This is a genomic window from Amycolatopsis deserti (assembly GCF_014653945.1).
Lineage (GTDB): Bacteria > Actinomycetota > Actinomycetes > Mycobacteriales > Pseudonocardiaceae > Amycolatopsis_E > Amycolatopsis_E deserti.
This window is the reverse complement of sequence record NZ_BNAU01000001.1, coordinates 1,423,581-1,439,881: the sequence shown is the minus strand read 5'-3', so window position 1 is coordinate 1,439,881 and position 16,301 is coordinate 1,423,581. Positions and strand designations below refer to the sequence as shown.

The following is a 16,301-nucleotide window of genomic DNA, read 5'->3' as shown; positions in this document are numbered from 1 at the left end:
CGGAGGTCGGCACATGCCACCCACCCCCCTCGTCACCGACATCCTGCTGGTCGGTGCCGGCCCGACCGGGCTCTACGGCGCCTACTGCGCCGGGTTCCGCGGGCTGCGCACCGTCGTCGTCGACGGGCTGCCGCAGCCCGGCGGACAGATTTCCGCCCTGTACCCGGAAAAGGAGATCCTCGACGTCGCCGGACTGCCGCGCGTTCGCGGCCGCGACTTCGTGGCGGCGCTGCTGGACCAGGCCGGCCGGTACGGCCCCGAGTACCTGCTGGGCAGGCAGGCGGTGTCGCTGGAGTACGCGGACGGCCGTCCCCGCGTCACGCTGTCCGACGGGCAGGTCGTCGAGGCGGGAGCGGTGATCCTCACCGCCGGGATCGGCACGTTCACGCCGCGAAAGCTGCCGGCGGGGGAGGAGTTCCTCGGCCGCGGCCTGAGCTACTTCGTCACCGACCCACAGGCGCACACCGGGCAGAACGTGCTCGTCGTGGGCGGCGGGGACAGCGCGGTCGACTGGGCGCTGGCGCTGGGCCCGATCGCCAAGTCGGTCACCCTGGTGCACCGGCGGTCGGCGTTCCGCGCGCACGCCGCGAACGTCACCGCGGTGACCGAGGGCGGCACGTGCGTGGTGACCGACGCCGAGGTCGAGGCGCTGACCGGGGACGATGTCCTGCGGTCGGCGCACGTCCGCGTGCGCGGCGAGGACGCGCCGCGGGTGTTCGAAGTGGACAGTGTGATCGCCGCGCTCGGGTTCGTCAGCAACCTCGGTCCGCTCGCCGACTGGGGCCTGGCGCTGCGGGGCCGCTCGATCCTGGTCGACACGCGGATGCGCACCAGCCTGGACGGCGTGTACGCGGCGGGGGACGTGACCGAGTACGAGGGCAAGGTCCGCCTCATGTCCGTCGGCTTCGGCGAGGTCGCCACCGCGGTGAACAACGCCGCGGTCGCCCTCGACCCCGAGCTGTCCTTGTTCCCCGGCCACTCCACCGAAAACTCCTGAACCCGGAAAGGAACGCGCATGGCCTACGTCATCGGCGCCAACTGCATCGACGTCACCGACCGCGCCTGCCTGGACGTCTGCCCCGTCGACTGCATCTACGTCGGCGACCGCAAGAGCTACATCAACACCAACGAGTGCATCGAATGCGGCGCGTGCGAGCCGGAATGCCCGGTGGACGCGATCTTCGTCGACCGCAAGGCCCGCGGCGACGAGAGCAAGGCGGTGTTCGTCGCCGACTCGATCGCGTTCTTCGAGCAGCCGCTGCCCGGCCGGGACGCGCCGCTGGGCGACCCCGGCGGTGCGGCCAAGGTCGGCGACCTCGGGGTGGACACGCCCCTGGTCGCGCGGTACTGAAAAAGAGAGGGCGGTGCCGGGACAACCCCGGCACCGCCCTCCTCTTCAGCGGCCCGTGAACCGTGGTGGCCGTTTGTCCAGGAACGCCTGCAGCCCTTCGGCCGCGTCGGCGGTGCGTGTCAGCTCCAGCACACCCTTCTCCTCGCGGAGCAGCGCCTCCTCGATCGGCAGGCCGTGGCCCTCGTCGACCACGCGTTTGAGCAGCCCGATCGCCGCCGTCGCCTTCCCCGCCAGCCGCCGGGCTTCCTCGGCCACCACGGCCTGGAAATCCGCCGCGTCGACCACCCGGTCCACCAGCCCGAGTTCCAGGGCGCGCTGCGCGGTCAGCCGGTTCCCCTCGATCATCAGCCGCTTGGCCACGTGCGGCCCGACCAGCCGGGGCAGCCGCTGGCTCCCGCCGGCGCCGGGGAACAGGCCGAGCGCGATCTCCGGGAAGCCGAAACTCGCCGAGGCCGACAGGATCCGCAGGTCACAGGCCAGCGACAGCTCCGCGCCGCCGCCCAGCGCGTGCCCGTTCATCGCCGCGATCACCGGCTTCGGCGCACGTTCCAGCATCCGCTGCACGTCGATCCAGCCGCGCATCTTCGCCTGGTTGGCCTCGGACAGGTCGCGCATCACGGCGATGTCGGCGCCGGCGACGAAGAACCGCCCGGTTCCGGTGATCACCAGGCACCGCACGTCCGGATCGTCCACCAGGGGCGGCAGGACCTGCCCGAACTCGGTGATCATGGCCGGGTCCACGGCGTTGGCCGGGGGCCGGTCGATCCGGATCGTCGCCACCCCGGCGTCCCGCGTGATGGTCAGGACCGGCATCCGCGCTCCTCTCATTCGGTGAGCCCGGCGGCACGCAGCGCCGCCAGGCGGTCGTCGTCGAGGTCCAGCAGCTCACGCAGGACCTCCTCGGTGTGCTGGCCGAGCAGGGGAGCGGGCGAGGTCAGCGCACCCGGGGTCGCCGCCAGCCGGGCGACGATGCCCTCGTGCAGCACCTCTCCCGCCAGGGGGTGGGCCAGCCGCTGGTAGAAGCCCCGGGCCGCCAGGTGCTCGTCGCCCTCGACGAGGTCGCGGCCGGTCGCGACCACCGCGGCGGCCACCCCCGCGGCCTGCAGGCGCGCGGCGAGGCCGGCGGCGTCCTGGTCGCGTGTCCACGCGGCCAGCGCGGCGTCGATCTCGTCCTCGGCCGCGCGGCGCTGGGCGAGGTCACCGTCGCCGGGCAGGCCGGCCAGGTCCCGCAGCGCCGCCCACTGGTCGTCGTCCTGGGCCGTGATCGCGATCCACCGGTCGTCCCCGGCGGCGGGGTAGACGCCGTGCGGCACCGCGTGCCGCGACCGGTTCGGGTGCTCGGCCGTGGCTACGGGTTCGCCGCGGTCGAGCACCGCCGGGCCCATGGTGGCGACCATCGCCTCCAGCTGGGACAGGTCGACGTGGCCGCCCTCGCCGCGCACGAGGAGGTCGAGCGCGCCCAGCACCGCCGCGTTGGCGGCCACCATGTCGCCCAGCCCGAACACCAGGCCCTGCGGCGGCTCACCGGGATCGGCGGTCTCGGCCGACAGCCCGGACATCGCGGCGAGCGTGTCGGCGAACGTGACGGCCGTGCGCCACGGCCCGGTGTGCCCGACGCCGGACATCGACACCAGGACCGCCCGCGGGTTCAGCGCACGCAGCGACTCGTAGTCCAGGCCCCACTTGGCCAGCACGCCCGGGCTGAAGTTCTCGACCACGACATCGCACCGGGCGGCCAGCTCGCGCAGGATCGCCTGCCCCTCCGGGGTGCGCAGGTTGAGCGCGACACTGCGCTTGCCGCGGTTGAAGTTCAGGAAGTAGCCCGAATCGTCCGGGCCGGCGTCCGGCCGCAGCCGCATCGACGGCGAGAACCGGGTCGGGTCGTGCCGGTGCTTCGACTCGACCTTGATCACGTCGGCGCCGTGCTCGGCGAGGATCTTCGTCGCGTATGGTCCGGCCAGCACCCAGGTCAGGTCCAGCACCTGCACGCCCTCCAGGGCGCGGGCTTTCGCGGTACGGGGTCGTTGCCGTGGGACGGTCCAGGTGCCTTCGGTGAGCGGGGAAAGGCTCACCGGCCGGGGCAGGCCGGGCGCGTCCCACGGGAACCCAGCGTCCTCGGTTCCGTGCACCGAGACGAAGAACCGCCGGTCCCGCAGCTGCGGGTTCCCGGTCAACTCGGCGGGCGGCGTCACCTCGGCCCACGGCAGCGCACGGGTGCGGCCCTGCTCGGCCACCTCCCGCGCGGTGCGTTTCGCGACGAACCGGGCGATCACCTCGTCGACGTGCGGGCGCTCCGCCCACCGCACCACCGGGTCGGCGAACCGCTCGTCGAGCAGGTCGCCGGCTTCGCCCTCCTCGGCCAGCCACGCCAGCAGGTCGGTCCACATGCGCTCGCTGCCCGAGTAGCCACCCGCGACGTACCCGTCGGCGGCGGCGAAGATCCGGTGCGCGACGTGCTCGTAGACGCCGCCGTTGCGGACCGGGAACCGTCCGGCGTGGATCCACGAGATCGCGCCGGTCTCCAGCGTGGCCGCGACCGCTTCCTGCGCCGAGACGTCCACCAGCTGCGCGGTGCCGGAGAGCACGCCCAGCAGGGCCGCGATCGCGCCGTGCGCCCCGGCGAGCTGCACGGCCTGCTCCCGTGGCGGCGGTTTCGGCTGCCCGCCGGGCTTCCCGCCCAGCCAGGTCATGCCGCCCGCGGAGGCGAGCACCAGGTCACCGCCGGTCCAGTCCCGGCGCGGACCGGTCAGCCCGAACGGGGTGACCACGACGTGCACGGCGTGCGGCCACCGCGAAGTCCCGTCGGGACGAAGGCCGCGCAGTTTCGCGACCGGGCCGCTTTCCAGGATGACGTCGGCGTCCCGGGCCAGCGCGTCCAGGGCGGTGCCGCGAGCGAGCTTCTTCCCGGCGTGCCAATGGATTCGCGCCGCCTCGTCCAGGTCCTCGTCGGGGTCGGCGCGGACCACGTCGGCGCCGAGGCCGACCAGCAGCCGCGCGCCCTGCCGGGCCAGTTCGTCGGTGAGGTCGAGTACGCGCAAGGGTGCCCTCCAGGCGAACACGGGGAAATGTCCGTCGACCGTAAGCGGCGGCGGCGAGGGGCGGCCCGGAGCCGGTTCACTGGGCGGACCGGCGCTCGGCGTCCCATGTGGACTCGTCCACCGTCGGCAGCAGAGCCTTCACGACCTTGCCGCTGCCGTTGCGCGGGAGGTCGCGGGCGATGCGCACGAACCGGGGCAGCGCGTGCCGCGGCAGCCGGGTGCGGCACCAGTCCCGCACGGCCGGCCCGTCGAGCCTGTGGTCGGACGTGGCGAGCACGACGAGGATCTCCTCCTCGGTCAGCTCGGAGGCGACCCCGACCGCGGCGGCGTCCACCACGCCGGGCAGGGCACGCACGACCTGCTCGACATCCCAGGTCGCGATGTTCTCGCCGCGCCGCCGCACCACGTCACCCCGCCTGCCGGCGAAGGTGAGGTAGCCGTCGGCGTCCAGGCTGCCCCGGTCGCCGGTGCGGAACCAGCCGTCCCGCAGCACCGCGGCGGTGCTCGCCGGATCACCGGCGTAGCCGCGGAACGTCATGTCCGGCAGCCGGGGCCGGGCGGCGATCTGGCCGGTGTGCCCCGGCGGCAGCGGGCGCCCGTCCTCGCCGAGGATCGCGACCTCGTACTCGGGCACCACCCGCCCGGCCGTGCCCGGCCGCCAGTCGTCCGGGGTGTTGGCCGCGACGTCGCCGAGTTCGGTGCTCGCGTACGCCTCCAGGGCCCGCACCCCGAACCGCTGGTGGAACCTCGTGGCCAACTCCGCGGGGGCGGGTGCGCCGTACGCCAGCCGGACGGCGTGGTCGCGGTCGCGGACGGTGGCGGGCCGTCGGTCGAGGATCGCCAGCATCGCGCCCATGAAGTTGAACGCCGTGACGCCCTCGGCGCGGCAGACTTCCCAGAACCGCGACGCCGAGAACCGCCGGTGCGCCACCAGCCGGGAGCCGGTCAGCAGCGCCGGGAGGAGCGCGGCGTGCCGGACGTTGACGTGGTGCCACGGGAAGACGTTGAGCAGCACGTCGCCGGGTCCGTACCGCATCGTCGCGGCCACCCGGCGCGCGTGGCGCAATGCAGCGAAGTGCGGCAGCTCGGCGGCCTTGGCGCGGCCGGTGGTGCCCGAAGTGGACAGCACGGCGAGCGCGTCACCCGGCCGGGGGCGGTGCTCGGTGAGGGGACCGGTGGGCAGCTCGTCGAGGAACGGGTGTCCCGCCGGGCCGGGGTCGTCCTCGGCGACCAGCACGATCCGGGCCGGCAGCGTGGCCAGGGCGGGGTTCGCGGCGAGCGCGGAGGTGCCTGCGATCAGGAGCGTGGCGCCGGTGTTCCGCTGCAGTGCCTCGGCGGCGGCGAGGGGGATGTCGAGGGCCAGGGGCACCTCCACGGCGCCGAGCCGGGCGAGGGCGAAGATCAGTTCCACCGCGGTGGGGCCCGGCCGCAGGCACGTCAGGACCCGGGCGCCGGCCGGGAGCCGCAGCCGCGCGGCGAGCGTCCGTGAGCCTTCGCCGAGGTCACCGATCCGCAGGCGCGAGCCGTCCTCGAAGCGGACCAGCTCGCGGTCCGGGTCCTGCCGTGACCGGCGTTCCAGCACGTCGAGCGGGGTGCGTTCGTCATCCACCCGGTGATCGTCGGGCGGGCCGCGGGTGCGGCCAAGCAGCCGGATCGGTCAGCGGACCGCTCAGCCGGCCACCCGTTTCACCGGGGCGGGCGCCACCGTGAACGGCTCGTTGCGCACCTCGGACGCGGTCAGCAACGCCCGGTCCAGCGCACGGGCGATGGTGGCGGCGGCGGAGCGCAGCTCGGGCAGCAGCCGCCGCGGCACCAGGCGCGACACCGGCGCGGTGGTGGACACCGCCGCGTGCACCGTGCCGTCGGCGCCGGTCACCGGGACGGCCAGGCTGCCGACGCCGGGCATCGTCTCCTCGATCTCGAGGGCGAACCCCTGGGCGCGGACGGCCACCAGCTGCTTGTGCAACTCGTCCACGGACGACACGGTCCGGGAGGTCAGGTGCGGCAGCCCGGCCCGGCCGTAGTGGTCCAGCTGCTCGTCGAGGTCGGGCGCCGTGGACAGCAGCACCTTGCCCGTCGCCGTGCTCGGCGCGGGCAGGCGCCCGCCGATGCGCGAGTGCGAGTGGATGTTGGCCTCACCGGCCACCTTCTCCAGGAACAGCACGTGCCCGCCGTCGAGCACGGCCAGGTGGATGGTGGCGCGGGTGGCCGCGAAGAGGTCGGCCAGCGCGGGCCGGGCGACGGCGCGCAGCACCGCGGAGGCCGGCACGCGCTGCCCGAGCTCGAACACGCGCAACCCGAGCTGGTAGCAGTCGCCACGCCGCTCCAGCAGCCCCCACTCGACCAGCTCCTGGGCCAGCCGGTAAGCCGAGGCCTTGGGCACCCCGGAGCGGCGGCTCAGCTCGGTCAGCCCCAGCTGGTAGGCGCCCGATTCGAACGCGCCGAGCAGCAGCTGGGCCTTGCCGAGCACCGACTTCGGGCGGGCGGCATCCTGCGACGACATGGGCGCCTCCTCACCGGGGCCGGGATCGAGCGTGATTATCACCAGCCTGACGGAGCCGAGTCCAGTGCGCGTTCATCCGCGGTTACGCGAACGTTTCCGGAACACCGGTCGTGCAACCATCGGGTAGCCGGGTCCGCCTGCCGGACCAGCGGGGTAGGTCGCCGCGCCGTGACCGCGAACACTGCCGTGCACCAACCGGTGACACGGCACAGTGGAGGTCCAGGGTGACGAAGACAGTCCCGACCAGGGGAGAGGTACGCAAGGCCGCGGTCGCCAGCCTCGTGGGCAGCGCGCTGGAGTGGTACGACTTCTTCCTCTACGGCACCGCCGCGGCGCTGGTGTTCAACAAGCTGTTCTTCCCCGCGTTCGACCCGCTCGTGGGCACCATCGCCGCGTTCGGCACCAACGCGGTCGGATTCCTGGCGCGCCCGCTCGGCGGGCTGGTGTTCGGGCACTTCGGCGACCGGCTCGGCCGCAAGTCGATGCTCGTGATCACCCTCGTGGTGATGGGCGTGGCGACGTTCCTGATCGGTGTTCTGCCCACGTACTCCAGCATCGGGGTGTGGGCCGCGGTGCTGCTGATCGTCCTGCGCGTCGTGCAGGGCATCGCGGTCGGCGGCGAGTGGGGCGGCGGCGTGCTCATCGTGAGCGAACACGCGCCCGCGCACCGGCGGGGCTTCTACTCGGCGTGGAGCCAGTCCGGGATCGGGTTCGGATTCGTGCTGTCGGCCTCGGCGTACGCGCTGGTGTCGGGGCTGATGACTGATGCGGCCTTTCTGTCCTGGGGCTGGCGGATCCCGTTCCTGGCCGGCATCGTGCTCACCGCGGTGGGCCTGACGATCCGCATGCGCATCATGGAGACCCCGGCGTTCCAGCGCGTGGAGCAGACCGGGAAGCCGCCGCGGATCCCCGCCCTGCAGGCGCTGCGGCAGCACCCGAAAGCCGTCTTGGTGACCTTCGGCGCCCGGCTGGCGGAGAACGGCGCGTCCTACGTCTTCCTGACCTTCACCCTGTCCTACGCCGCCACCGCGGGGGTGAACCGGAACACCGCGCTCGTCGCGGTGGTGGTGGGCATGCTGGTGGAGTCGTTCGCGATGCCGCTGTGGGGTGCGCTGTCCGACCGGATCGGGCGCCGTCCGGTGTACCTCGGCGGCGCGATCGCGCTGGTGCTGTGGGCCTACCCGTTCTTCGCCCTGATCGACACCGGCCGTCCGGTGCTGGTGTTCCTCGCGGTGTTCGTCGCGGTGGTCGTCTGCCACGGCGCGATGATCGGCCCCCAGCCGGCGTTCTTCACCGAACTGTTCGACGCGAAGGTGCGCTACAGCGGGATGGCGCTCGGGCACGAGCTGGCGTCCACCGTGGCCGGTGGGTTCTCCCCGATCATCGCCACCGCGCTGCTCGCCTGGAGCGGCGCGTCCTGGCCGGTGGCGCTGTTCCTCGTGGGACTGGGTGTGGTGACGGCGATTTCGGTCGCGCTGGCGCCGGAAACGCGCTCTCGCGCCGAGCGTGCCGACGACCCGGCGCCGGTCGCGGCCCGCGAGGGCGCGGCGTGAACACCGTCCGCTACGGGTACGCCGCCGTCCCGGGCGGTCAGGTGCACTACGCCGAGCAGGGGGACGGGCCGGCCGTCCTCCTGCTCCACCAGACCCCGCGTTCGCTCGACGAGTTCCGTGAGCTGCAACCGCTTCTGGCCGCCGGCCACCGCACCATCGCCATCGACATGCCGGGCTTCGGCAACAGCACACCGCTGCCCGCGCCGCAGCGGATCGAGGACTACGCGCGGGGCACGCTCGCCGCGCTGGACGCACTCGGCGTGGCACGGGCCGCCGTGCTCGGTCACCACACCGGCGGCGCGGTGGCGGTCGAGATCGCCGCCGCGGCGCCCGGCCGGGTCTCCGCGCTCGTGCTGTCGTCCACCCCGTGGGCCGACGCGGCCTACCGCGCCTCGCACGCCGCCGGTGCCGGGGTCGACGACGCGGCCCGCGACCCCGGCGGCCGCCACCTGCTCACCTGGTGGGACCAGCGTCGCCCCCACTACCCGCCCGGCGCGACCGCCCTGCTGGACCGCTTCGTCCGGGACGCGCTCGCTCCCGGCGTCGATCCCCGCGAAGGCCACCTCGCGTGCGCGCGGTACCAGATGGAGCAGCGCATCGGGCAGGTCACCGCACCGGTCCTGCTGCTCGCCGGCGGCGGCGACCCGTTCGCGCTGCCCGCGCTGGACCCGTTGGCCCGCCACCTCACCGGCGCCGCGGCGGTGCACCGGGCCGTCATCGAGGGCGGCACGGTCGCGCTCATGGAGGACAAAGCCGAGGACGTCGCCGCGGCGGTCCTGCCGTTCCTGCGGGGTGTGGTTCGCTGAGCGGGACGCGCCTGACGTGCCCGGATGAGATCGGTGCGCTGGCGCGGTGCAGGAGGGCGCCGAGCCTGGCCACGCGCAAGCTGGTGATCACCACGAGCCGGCTGGGCGGGCGGGCCGCGCTCATCGGGGCCACCGTGCTCGCCTTCCGGCAGGTGTTCAGCACGAGCGGCGTCGCCCGGCTGCTTGCCGCGTCCTGACCGGAAAACGCCGGTGATCGAAAAAAAGCCGCCATCGTGTGTCCACTGTGCTCGCTCGGCGCCGCGGGAGGAACCCGCACGCGCATCGCGATCGACCCGCCGCCGTGGATCGCTACCTCAACCTGATCCACGACTACCGCGACCGCGTTCGCGCCTTGCACGTCAAGGACTTCCGCGCCGCGGTCGCCGAGCGGGGCAAGGCGGAGGGCTGGGATTGCCGCAAGACCGTCCTGGCCGGGCTGTGGGCCGGACCGGGACACGTCCGCCACGCTGGCCGCACTGCCCGCGGACTTCGACGGCCGGCTGATCACCGAGGCCGACCGCGGCGACCAGCCACGCCCGAAGACATTGTCCGCCTGTGCGGCGAGTGGGCACGCGACCGGCGCTGATCCACGTGCGCGCGGTCCGCCCACCGGACCGCGCGCGGGTGCGGCGGGTGATCCCGCCGCACCCTGAAAAGCCACGCGTCACGGCCGGGGAACCGCGGTCCCCCGGCCCCGACGCGTGCGCGATCCCGGTTTTCCCGCCGTGGCGCAGGATCATGCGGAAACGGCGCGACATCGGACATTTTCCTGCGTCGTCCGATGCGGAACGTCGCGATGCGGTGCGGGCGACCTACTCTCGTCGCCACTTGTTCAGCCGGTGTTGATGGAGGATCCGTGTTCCGTCGAACGAGGGCGACCGCGGTCGCCGCCCTGATGTGCCTGACCGCCGCCGGGTGTGGCGTGGGCGAGGGATCCCCGGACACGATCTACATGTCCTTGAACACCGATCCGGCGACCTTCGACCCGGCACTGGCCAAAAGCGGCGACGACTACACCGTCGTGCGGATGCTGTTCGACACGCTGGTGCGCAAGGACCAGGGCAACACCCTGGCACCCGGCATCGCCGCGAGCTGGACCGCCGAAGACGCCGCGCACTACTCGTTCACCCTCCGCGGTGGTCTCACCTGTTCCGACGGCACCCCGATCACGCCGTCGGTGGTGGCCGCGTCGCTGAACCGGTTCGTCTCCCCGCAGACCGGTTCGGTCGCCCGGACCCTGGCGCTGGGCACGGCGAAGGCGACGTTCACCGCCGACGACGCCGCCGGCACCGTCCGCGCCGAGCTGACCAAGCCGTGGGCGGACTTCCTCACCGGTCTCGCGCTGCCCCAGGCCGGGATCGTGTGCCCGGCGGGCCTGGCCGATCTCGCCGGACTCGGCCAGGGCACCGCGTCCGGCGCGTTCTCCGGCCCGTACACGCTGGCCTCCTCCCAGCCCGCGGTGAACTACGACCTGACGCTGCGCGCCGGCTACGACGCGTGGCCGGCGTTCGCGACGCCGCTGGAGGGCAGGCCGGCCCGGCACGTCAACTTCACGCCCATCAGCGACTACTCCACGATCGCCACGCAGCTGCTGGCGGGCGGCCTCGACGTCGGCACCATCGGCGACGAGAGCGTACGGCGGTTCGACGGCAACTCCCGGTTCACCTCGACCACCGCCGACAACACCACCACCTACCTCGCCTTCAACGAGCGGCCGGGCTCGGTCTTCGCGGGCCGGGAGGACCTCCGCCGGGCCGTCGGCCAGGCCGTCGACGCCCAGATCTTCAGCGACATCATCAGCGGCGCGCGCGGCAGCACCACGCTGTCCGTCGGCTCGGCGAAGGTGCTGTGCGCCAACACCGACCCGTCCCTGCTGATCGCCCCCGACCTCGCCGCCGCCCGCCGTCAGCTGAGCGGACTGCCGATCCGGATCGCCGGGACGAACCTGCTGCAGGGCGGCAACGACTACGTGGCCGAAGCGCTGCGCAACGCCGGCGCGATCGTCACCCTCGCCTCGCTCGACAACGCCACCTGGAGCACCGTGACCGCCGCCGCCACCGGCTGGGACATCGACATCCAGGGCGACAACAACCTGATGGGCACCCTCACCTCGTCGCTGTTGCGCGTCATGGGACCGCCCACCGACCAGGGCGGCCGCAACAAGACCGGCGACGTCAACGACGAGGGCTACGCCCACCTCACCCAGGCGATGGCCCAGACCGACCGCGCCGCGCAGTGCGACCGGCTGCAGGCGGCGCAGGAGTCCTTCCTGCGCCGCATCGACGCCATCCCGCTGGCGACACTCCCGTCCACGACGTTCGCCGTCGACGGCGTCAGCATCCGCCAGTTCGACGACTACCTCGACCCCGCCACGCTCCGCATCGTCCGCTAGCCGGAAGGTCACCCCGCCATGTCCACCACACCCGCACCACCGAAGCCCGCCGCCCGGTCGGGCACGGCCGCGGCCTGGCTGCGTTTCGCCGCGCGGCGGCTGGCCGGTCTCGCCGCGATCTTCCTCGCCCTGCTGGTCGTGTCGTTCCTGATCGTGCAGCTCATCCCCGGCGACCCGGCCACGGCACTCGCAGGCGCCGACGCCGGCCCCGACGAGATCGCCCAGGTGCGTCACCAGCTGGGCCTGGACCTGCCGCTGTGGGACCAGTTCACCGGCTACGTCGGCAACATCCTGCACGGCGACCTCGGCACCTCGTTCATGTACCGGCAGCCGGTCGAGACGATCGTGTTCAACCGCCTGCCCTTCACCGCCACCATCGCCCTCGCCGGGATCGTCGTGGTCCTGCTCGTGGCGATCCCGCTCGGCATGGTCGTGGGCGTCGCCACCCGCGGCGGCCGCCGCAAGGGCCTGGACACCACCTTCGGCGTCACCACCGGGTTCCTCGACTCCGTCCCCGGCTACATCATGGCCTCGTTCCTGGTCGTGGTGTGCGCCCGCGGCATCGGGCTGGTCGAACTGTTCCCGCCCGCCTACACACCCCGCTACGGCGCAGCCTCGTTCATCCTGCCCGTCGCGGCGATCGTGATCGGCCCGATCTGCACGGTCGCGCGGGTCGTGCGCCGCGAAACGGCCGTCGTCCTGGAGGCCGACTACATGCGCACCGCACGCGGCTGGCGCCTGCCTGCGATGCGCAGGCACGTGCGCTGGGCGCTGCCGAACCTGCTGACCACCACGCTCACCCTCAGCGGCCTGGTGCTGACCGGCATGATCGGCGGCGCGATCATCATCGAATCCGTGTTCGCGCTGCCCGGCCTCGGCAGTGGCGTCATCAAGGCGATCCTCGACCGCGACTACCCGGTCATCCAGGGCATGGTGCTCGTCATCGGCCTGATCGCCGCGCTGGTCAACCTGCTGGTCGACGTTCTGCTCGGGCTGATCGACCGCCGCACCCTCGGAGGATCGCATGTCTGCGCGTGACCGCCGCGCCACCGGGCCGGGGCTGGTGATCGGCCTGGTCCTGCTCGCCGCCGTCGTCGTGATCGCCGTCGCCGCGCCCGTCCTGTCCGGCGCCGCCGCCGACGTCCTCGGCCCCCGGTTCGCCCCGCCCTCCGGCGACCACCTGCTGGGCACCGACGCGGCAGGACACGACGTGCTGCTGCGCAGCCTCGTCGCCACCCGGCTGACCCTGCTGATGACGGTCGCCGCCACCGTCATCGCGGTCGTCCTCGGCGTGTTCGCGGGCACCGCCGTCTGGCTCATGCGGCCGCGCGCCCGCGAGGTGAGCCTGCGCGTGATCGACGCGATGGTCGCCTTCCCCGGCCTGCTGCTGGCGCTGGTCGTGGCCGCGGTGCTCGGCGCGGGCGCGAGCTCGGCGGTGGTGGCGATCGGCGTCGCCGGCATACCGTACTTCGCGCGCCTGACCGCCAACCTCGCCGCCCGCATCTCGCAGCAGGAGTACGTCTCCACGGCCAGGCTGCTCGGCGTCGGCCCGATGCGCGTCGCCGTGCGGCACATGCTGCCCAACATGGCGGAGCCGTTGCTGGTGCTCTCGGCGTCGACCTTCGCCCAGACCCTGACCGCCATCTCGGCGCTGTCGTTCGTCGGACTGGGCGTGCAGGCGCCCGGCTACGACTGGGGAAAGCTGCTCAACGAGGCGCTGCCGTCCCTGCTCGCCGGCCGTCCGGCCCAGATGGTGGGGCCCGCCGTGCTCATCGTGCTGACCGGACTGGCGGCCGTGCTGATCGGCGACGGGCTCGCGGCCAGGGCCAATCCGCGGACCGCCGCGCGAGCGGTCCGCGGCTCCGGCGCACCGGGGCAGGCCGCGCGATCCGGGGACCGGCTGGTCGAGGTCCGCGACCTGCGGATCAGCTCCGCGGACAAGGAGCTGGTCAAGGGCATTTCCTTCGGCGTCGGCGACGGTGAGGTGGTCGGCATCGTGGGGGAGAGCGGGTCGGGCAAGACCCTGACCGCGATGGCGCTGGCCCAGCTGCTGCCCGACGGCCTCACGGTGCGCGCCACGCGCCTGTCCCTGGGCGAGCTCGACCTGTCCGCGCCGGTCGCCCCGGCCCGCATGGCCGAGACGGTGAGCCTCGTCTACCAGGACCCCGGATCGACGTTCAACCCCGCGCTGCGGATGGGCACCCAGCTCACCGAGGTGCTGCGCGTCCACCGGCGCACCGGCGCGCGGGCCGCCCGCGAGCGCATCGTCGGCGCGCTGCGCGCGGTTCACATCACCGAACCGGAACGCCGGATGCGGCAGCACCCGCACGAGCTCTCCGGCGGCATGCGCCAGCGGGCCATGATCGCGACCTCGCTCGCGACCGGGCCGCGGCTGCTCGTCGCCGACGAGCCCACCACCGCGCTCGACGTGACCGTGCAGGCGGAGATCCTGCGCGAACTGCGCCGCCTGAACCGCCATGAGGGCATGGCGATCCTGGTCATCTCGCACGACATCGGGGTGGTCCGGGCGCTGTGCGACCGCGTCCTGGTGATGTACCACGGCGAGATCCTCGAGGAGGTCGCGGCGGACGACCTGACCGTGACCGGAGTCCGCCACCCCTACACGAAGGCCCTGCTGGAAGCGACCCCGGAGATCGACGCCCCGGTGAAGGAGCACGCCCATGACCGAGCCCACTGAGCCTGCCGAGCACACCGAGCCCGCGGTCGAGATCCGCGATCTGGAGGTGAGCTACGGCTCCGGCCGGTCGGCGGTCCGCATCCTGCACGGCGTGTCCGTCACCGTGGCGCGCGGCCACACGGTCGGCGTCGTCGGCGAGTCCGGATCGGGGAAGTCCACCCTGGCGCGGACCGTGGTGGGCACGCTGCGCCCGACGGCGGGCAGCGTGCGCATCGCCGGCACCGACGTGCACGCCGTGCGGGGTGCGCGGCGCAAGGTGCTGCGCCGCGCGGTGCAGCTCATCCCGCAGGACCCGTACTCGTCGCTGGACCCGCGCCGCACGATCGGCGCCGCGCTTGCCGAGGCGCTCGACCCGCGCCGGGCGAACGTCCGCAAGCACTCCGGCGAGATCGCGCACTGGCTGGAGACCGTGCGGCTGCCGGCGGACATGATGGCGAAGTACCCGCACGAATGCTCCGGTGGGCAACGGCAGCGGGTGGCGATCGCGCGCGGGCTGATGCTGCGGCCCGAGGTGGTGATCGCCGACGAGATCACCAGCGCCCTCGACGTCTCCATCCAGGCCGAGATCCTGGAGCTGATCGCCGGGCTGCGCGCCGAGCTCGGCCTGACCATGCTGTTCATCTCGCACAACCTCGCCGTGGTGCGGCAGGTCAGCGACGAGGTGGTGGTCCTCTACCGGGGCGACATCGTCGAGCAGGGCCCCGCGGAGACGCTCTACACCCGGCCGGAGCACCCCTACACCCGCAAGCTCCTGGACTCGGTCCCGGGCGCTCCCGGGTTCGACATCGAACCCCGCGAGGAGAACCCGGCCGCGGCGGGCGTTGCAGGATGAGGCATGGCTGACGCGCTCGACCTCCAGATCATCAACGCCGTGCAGATCCACCCGAGGGTCAGCTGGGCTCAGCTCGGGCGGGTCCTGCGGGTGGACCCCTCCACGATCTCCCGCCGCTGGTCGGCGCTGACCGAGTCCCGGCAGGTGTGGACGTGTTGCTACGAGTGCGACGACGTGCTCGGCGTACCCGCCGGGCTCGTGTCGGCGATCGTCGAGGTCCGGTGTGCGCCGGGGCAGCGGGGCGCGGTGATCGCGGAGCTGGTCCGGCAGGGCCCGGTCTTCAGCGTGTCCTGCACGTCCGGCCCGCGCGACCTGTACCTGCTGATCTCGACCGACACCCTGCTGTCCATGGACCGCTACGTCGACGAGCGCATCTCGGTGGTGCCGGGCGTGACCGGCACCCGCACCCACTACCTGCGCACCATCTACATCGAAGGGTCGAAGTGGCGGCTGCGGGCGCTCGACGCCGGCCAGGTCGCCGCGCTGGAGACCATGCGGCCGTCCGACCCGCCCGCCCAGCGCAAACCCGCCTACCAGCCGTTGATCGAGGCGCTGGCGACCGACGTGCGCCGCACCGCGGCCGAGCTCCAGGCGGAGCTCGGCCGGTCGGTGTCGGTGATCGCCCGGGACATCGACGCGGTACTGGCGGCGGGCTGGGTGCGGTGGCGGGTGGACTTCGCGCACACCCTGCTCGGCTGGCAGGCCGGCGCCATGCTGTGGCTCGACGTGCCCCACCCGGAGCTGGACCGCGTCGTCGCGTCGCTGCGGACGCTGCACAACGTCCGGCTGTGCGGGTCGGTCACCGGATCGGCGAACCTCGCGGTGTGGCTGTGGCTGCGCGATCTGCAGGAGCTCGACGAGATCGAATCGCGGCTGGCCGTGGCCTACCCGCGGGTGCGGATCCGGGACCGCTGGATCGTCCCGCGGATCGCCAAGCGCACCGGCTACACCCTCGACCTGGACAGCAGGTGGCTGGACCACGTCCCGATCAGCGGGCGCGTGGTGTTCGAGGACTGACGGCGTGATCGTGCGGGTTCCACCGCGGATCGGCCAGATCCGTGCACGTTCCGCTCCGGATCATCCGCGCGCGCCGCACGAAACCTAGCCTGACCGGACACTGGTCCGATC

General features: G+C 73.2%; 13 protein-coding genes. 9 read left to right on the top strand and 4 right to left on the bottom strand.

Annotation, left to right across the window (positions count from 1 at the left end; translation table 11 throughout):
• The first annotated feature begins 13 nt into the window (after positions 1-13).
• Positions 14-997, top strand: coding sequence for an NAD(P)/FAD-dependent oxidoreductase (locus tag IE290_RS07030; protein WP_191243612.1), 984 nt, complete (start codon positions 14-16; stop codon positions 995-997).
• Between the two features lie 18 nt (positions 998-1,015).
• Positions 1,016-1,351 carry a ferredoxin family protein gene (locus IE290_RS07025; RefSeq protein ID WP_191243611.1) on the top strand — a complete coding sequence of 112 codons (336 nt, stop codon included), beginning with the start codon at positions 1,016-1,018 and terminating at the stop codon, positions 1,349-1,351.
• 45 nt (positions 1,352-1,396) lie between these two features.
• On the opposite strand, the gene IE290_RS07020 is transcribed toward IE290_RS07025, so the two are convergent.
• The 4 genes from IE290_RS07020 to IE290_RS07005 form a co-directional block, all read right to left on the bottom strand.
• Positions 1,397-2,164 (bottom strand): enoyl-CoA hydratase/isomerase family protein, encoded by a 768-nt coding sequence (locus tag IE290_RS07020; RefSeq protein WP_229874275.1) that lies wholly within the window; start codon positions 2,162-2,164, stop codon positions 1,397-1,399.
• Between the two features lie 11 nt (positions 2,165-2,175).
• On the bottom strand, positions 2,176-4,389 hold the full coding sequence (locus IE290_RS07015; RefSeq protein ID WP_229874273.1) for a CaiB/BaiF CoA-transferase family protein: 2,214 nt from the start codon (positions 4,387-4,389) through the stop codon (positions 2,176-2,178).
• 76 nt (positions 4,390-4,465) lie between these two features.
• Positions 4,466-5,998, bottom strand: a complete 1,533-nt coding sequence (locus IE290_RS07010) for an AMP-binding protein (protein WP_191243608.1) — start codon at positions 5,996-5,998, stop codon at positions 4,466-4,468.
• A gap of 60 nt (positions 5,999-6,058) precedes the next feature.
• Positions 6,059-6,892 carry an IclR family transcriptional regulator gene (locus IE290_RS07005; RefSeq protein ID WP_191243607.1) on the bottom strand — a complete coding sequence of 278 codons (834 nt, stop codon included), beginning with the start codon at positions 6,890-6,892 and terminating at the stop codon, positions 6,059-6,061.
• Between the two features lie 224 nt (positions 6,893-7,116).
• Here IE290_RS07005 and IE290_RS07000 point away from each other — a divergent pair, with 224 nt between their 5' ends.
• The 7 genes from IE290_RS07000 (at position 7,117) to IE290_RS06970 (ending at position 16,190) form a co-directional block, all read left to right on the top strand.
• Positions 7,117-8,445 carry an MFS transporter gene (locus IE290_RS07000; protein ID WP_191243606.1) on the top strand — a complete coding sequence of 443 codons (1,329 nt, stop codon included), beginning with the start codon at positions 7,117-7,119 and terminating at the stop codon, positions 8,443-8,445.
• Positions 8,442-9,251, top strand: a complete 810-nt coding sequence (locus IE290_RS06995; protein WP_191243605.1) for an alpha/beta fold hydrolase — start codon at positions 8,442-8,444, stop codon at positions 9,249-9,251. The genes IE290_RS07000 and IE290_RS06995 overlap by 4 nt, the downstream gene beginning before the upstream one ends.
• An 856-nt stretch (positions 9,252-10,107) precedes the next feature.
• On the top strand, positions 10,108-11,643 hold the full coding sequence (locus IE290_RS06990) for an ABC transporter substrate-binding protein (RefSeq protein ID WP_191243604.1): 1,536 nt from the start codon (positions 10,108-10,110) through the stop codon (positions 11,641-11,643).
• A gap of 18 nt (positions 11,644-11,661) precedes the next feature.
• On the top strand, positions 11,662-12,681 hold the full coding sequence (locus IE290_RS06985) for an ABC transporter permease (protein WP_191243603.1): 1,020 nt from the start codon (positions 11,662-11,664) through the stop codon (positions 12,679-12,681).
• Complete coding sequence (locus IE290_RS06980) at positions 12,668-14,341, top strand: dipeptide/oligopeptide/nickel ABC transporter permease/ATP-binding protein (RefSeq protein ID WP_191243602.1); 1,674 nt, start codon at positions 12,668-12,670, stop codon at positions 14,339-14,341. Before IE290_RS06985 ends, IE290_RS06980 begins: the two co-directional genes overlap by 14 nt.
• Positions 14,325-15,173, top strand: a complete 849-nt coding sequence (locus IE290_RS06975; protein WP_191243601.1) for an ABC transporter ATP-binding protein — start codon at positions 14,325-14,327, stop codon at positions 15,171-15,173. The genes IE290_RS06980 and IE290_RS06975 overlap by 17 nt, the downstream gene beginning before the upstream one ends.
• Positions 15,174-15,176: 3 nt before the next feature.
• Positions 15,177-16,190, top strand: coding sequence for an Lrp/AsnC family transcriptional regulator (locus IE290_RS06970; RefSeq protein ID WP_191243600.1), 1,014 nt, complete (start codon positions 15,177-15,179; stop codon positions 16,188-16,190).
• Positions 16,191-16,301 lie beyond the last annotated feature (111 nt).

Coding starts and splice junctions, on each gene's coding strand:
- IE290_RS07030 (WP_191243612.1), top strand. CDS start 14: ATGCCACCCACCCCCCTCGTCACCGACATCCTGCTGGTCGGTGCCGGC.
- IE290_RS07025 (WP_191243611.1), top strand. CDS start 1,016: ATGGCCTACGTCATCGGCGCCAACTGCATCGACGTCACCGACCGCGCC.
- IE290_RS07020 (WP_229874275.1), bottom strand. CDS start 2,164: ATGCCGGTCCTGACCATCACGCGGGACGCCGGGGTGGCGACGATCCGG.
- IE290_RS07005 (WP_191243607.1), bottom strand. CDS start 6,892: ATGTCGTCGCAGGATGCCGCCCGCCCGAAGTCGGTGCTCGGCAAGGCC.
- IE290_RS06985 (WP_191243603.1), top strand. CDS start 11,662: ATGTCCACCACACCCGCACCACCGAAGCCCGCCGCCCGGTCGGGCACG.
- IE290_RS06980 (WP_191243602.1), top strand. CDS start 12,668: ATGTCTGCGCGTGACCGCCGCGCCACCGGGCCGGGGCTGGTGATCGGC.
- IE290_RS06975 (WP_191243601.1), top strand. CDS start 14,325: ATGACCGAGCCCACTGAGCCTGCCGAGCACACCGAGCCCGCGGTCGAG.
- IE290_RS06970 (WP_191243600.1), top strand. CDS start 15,177: ATGGCTGACGCGCTCGACCTCCAGATCATCAACGCCGTGCAGATCCAC.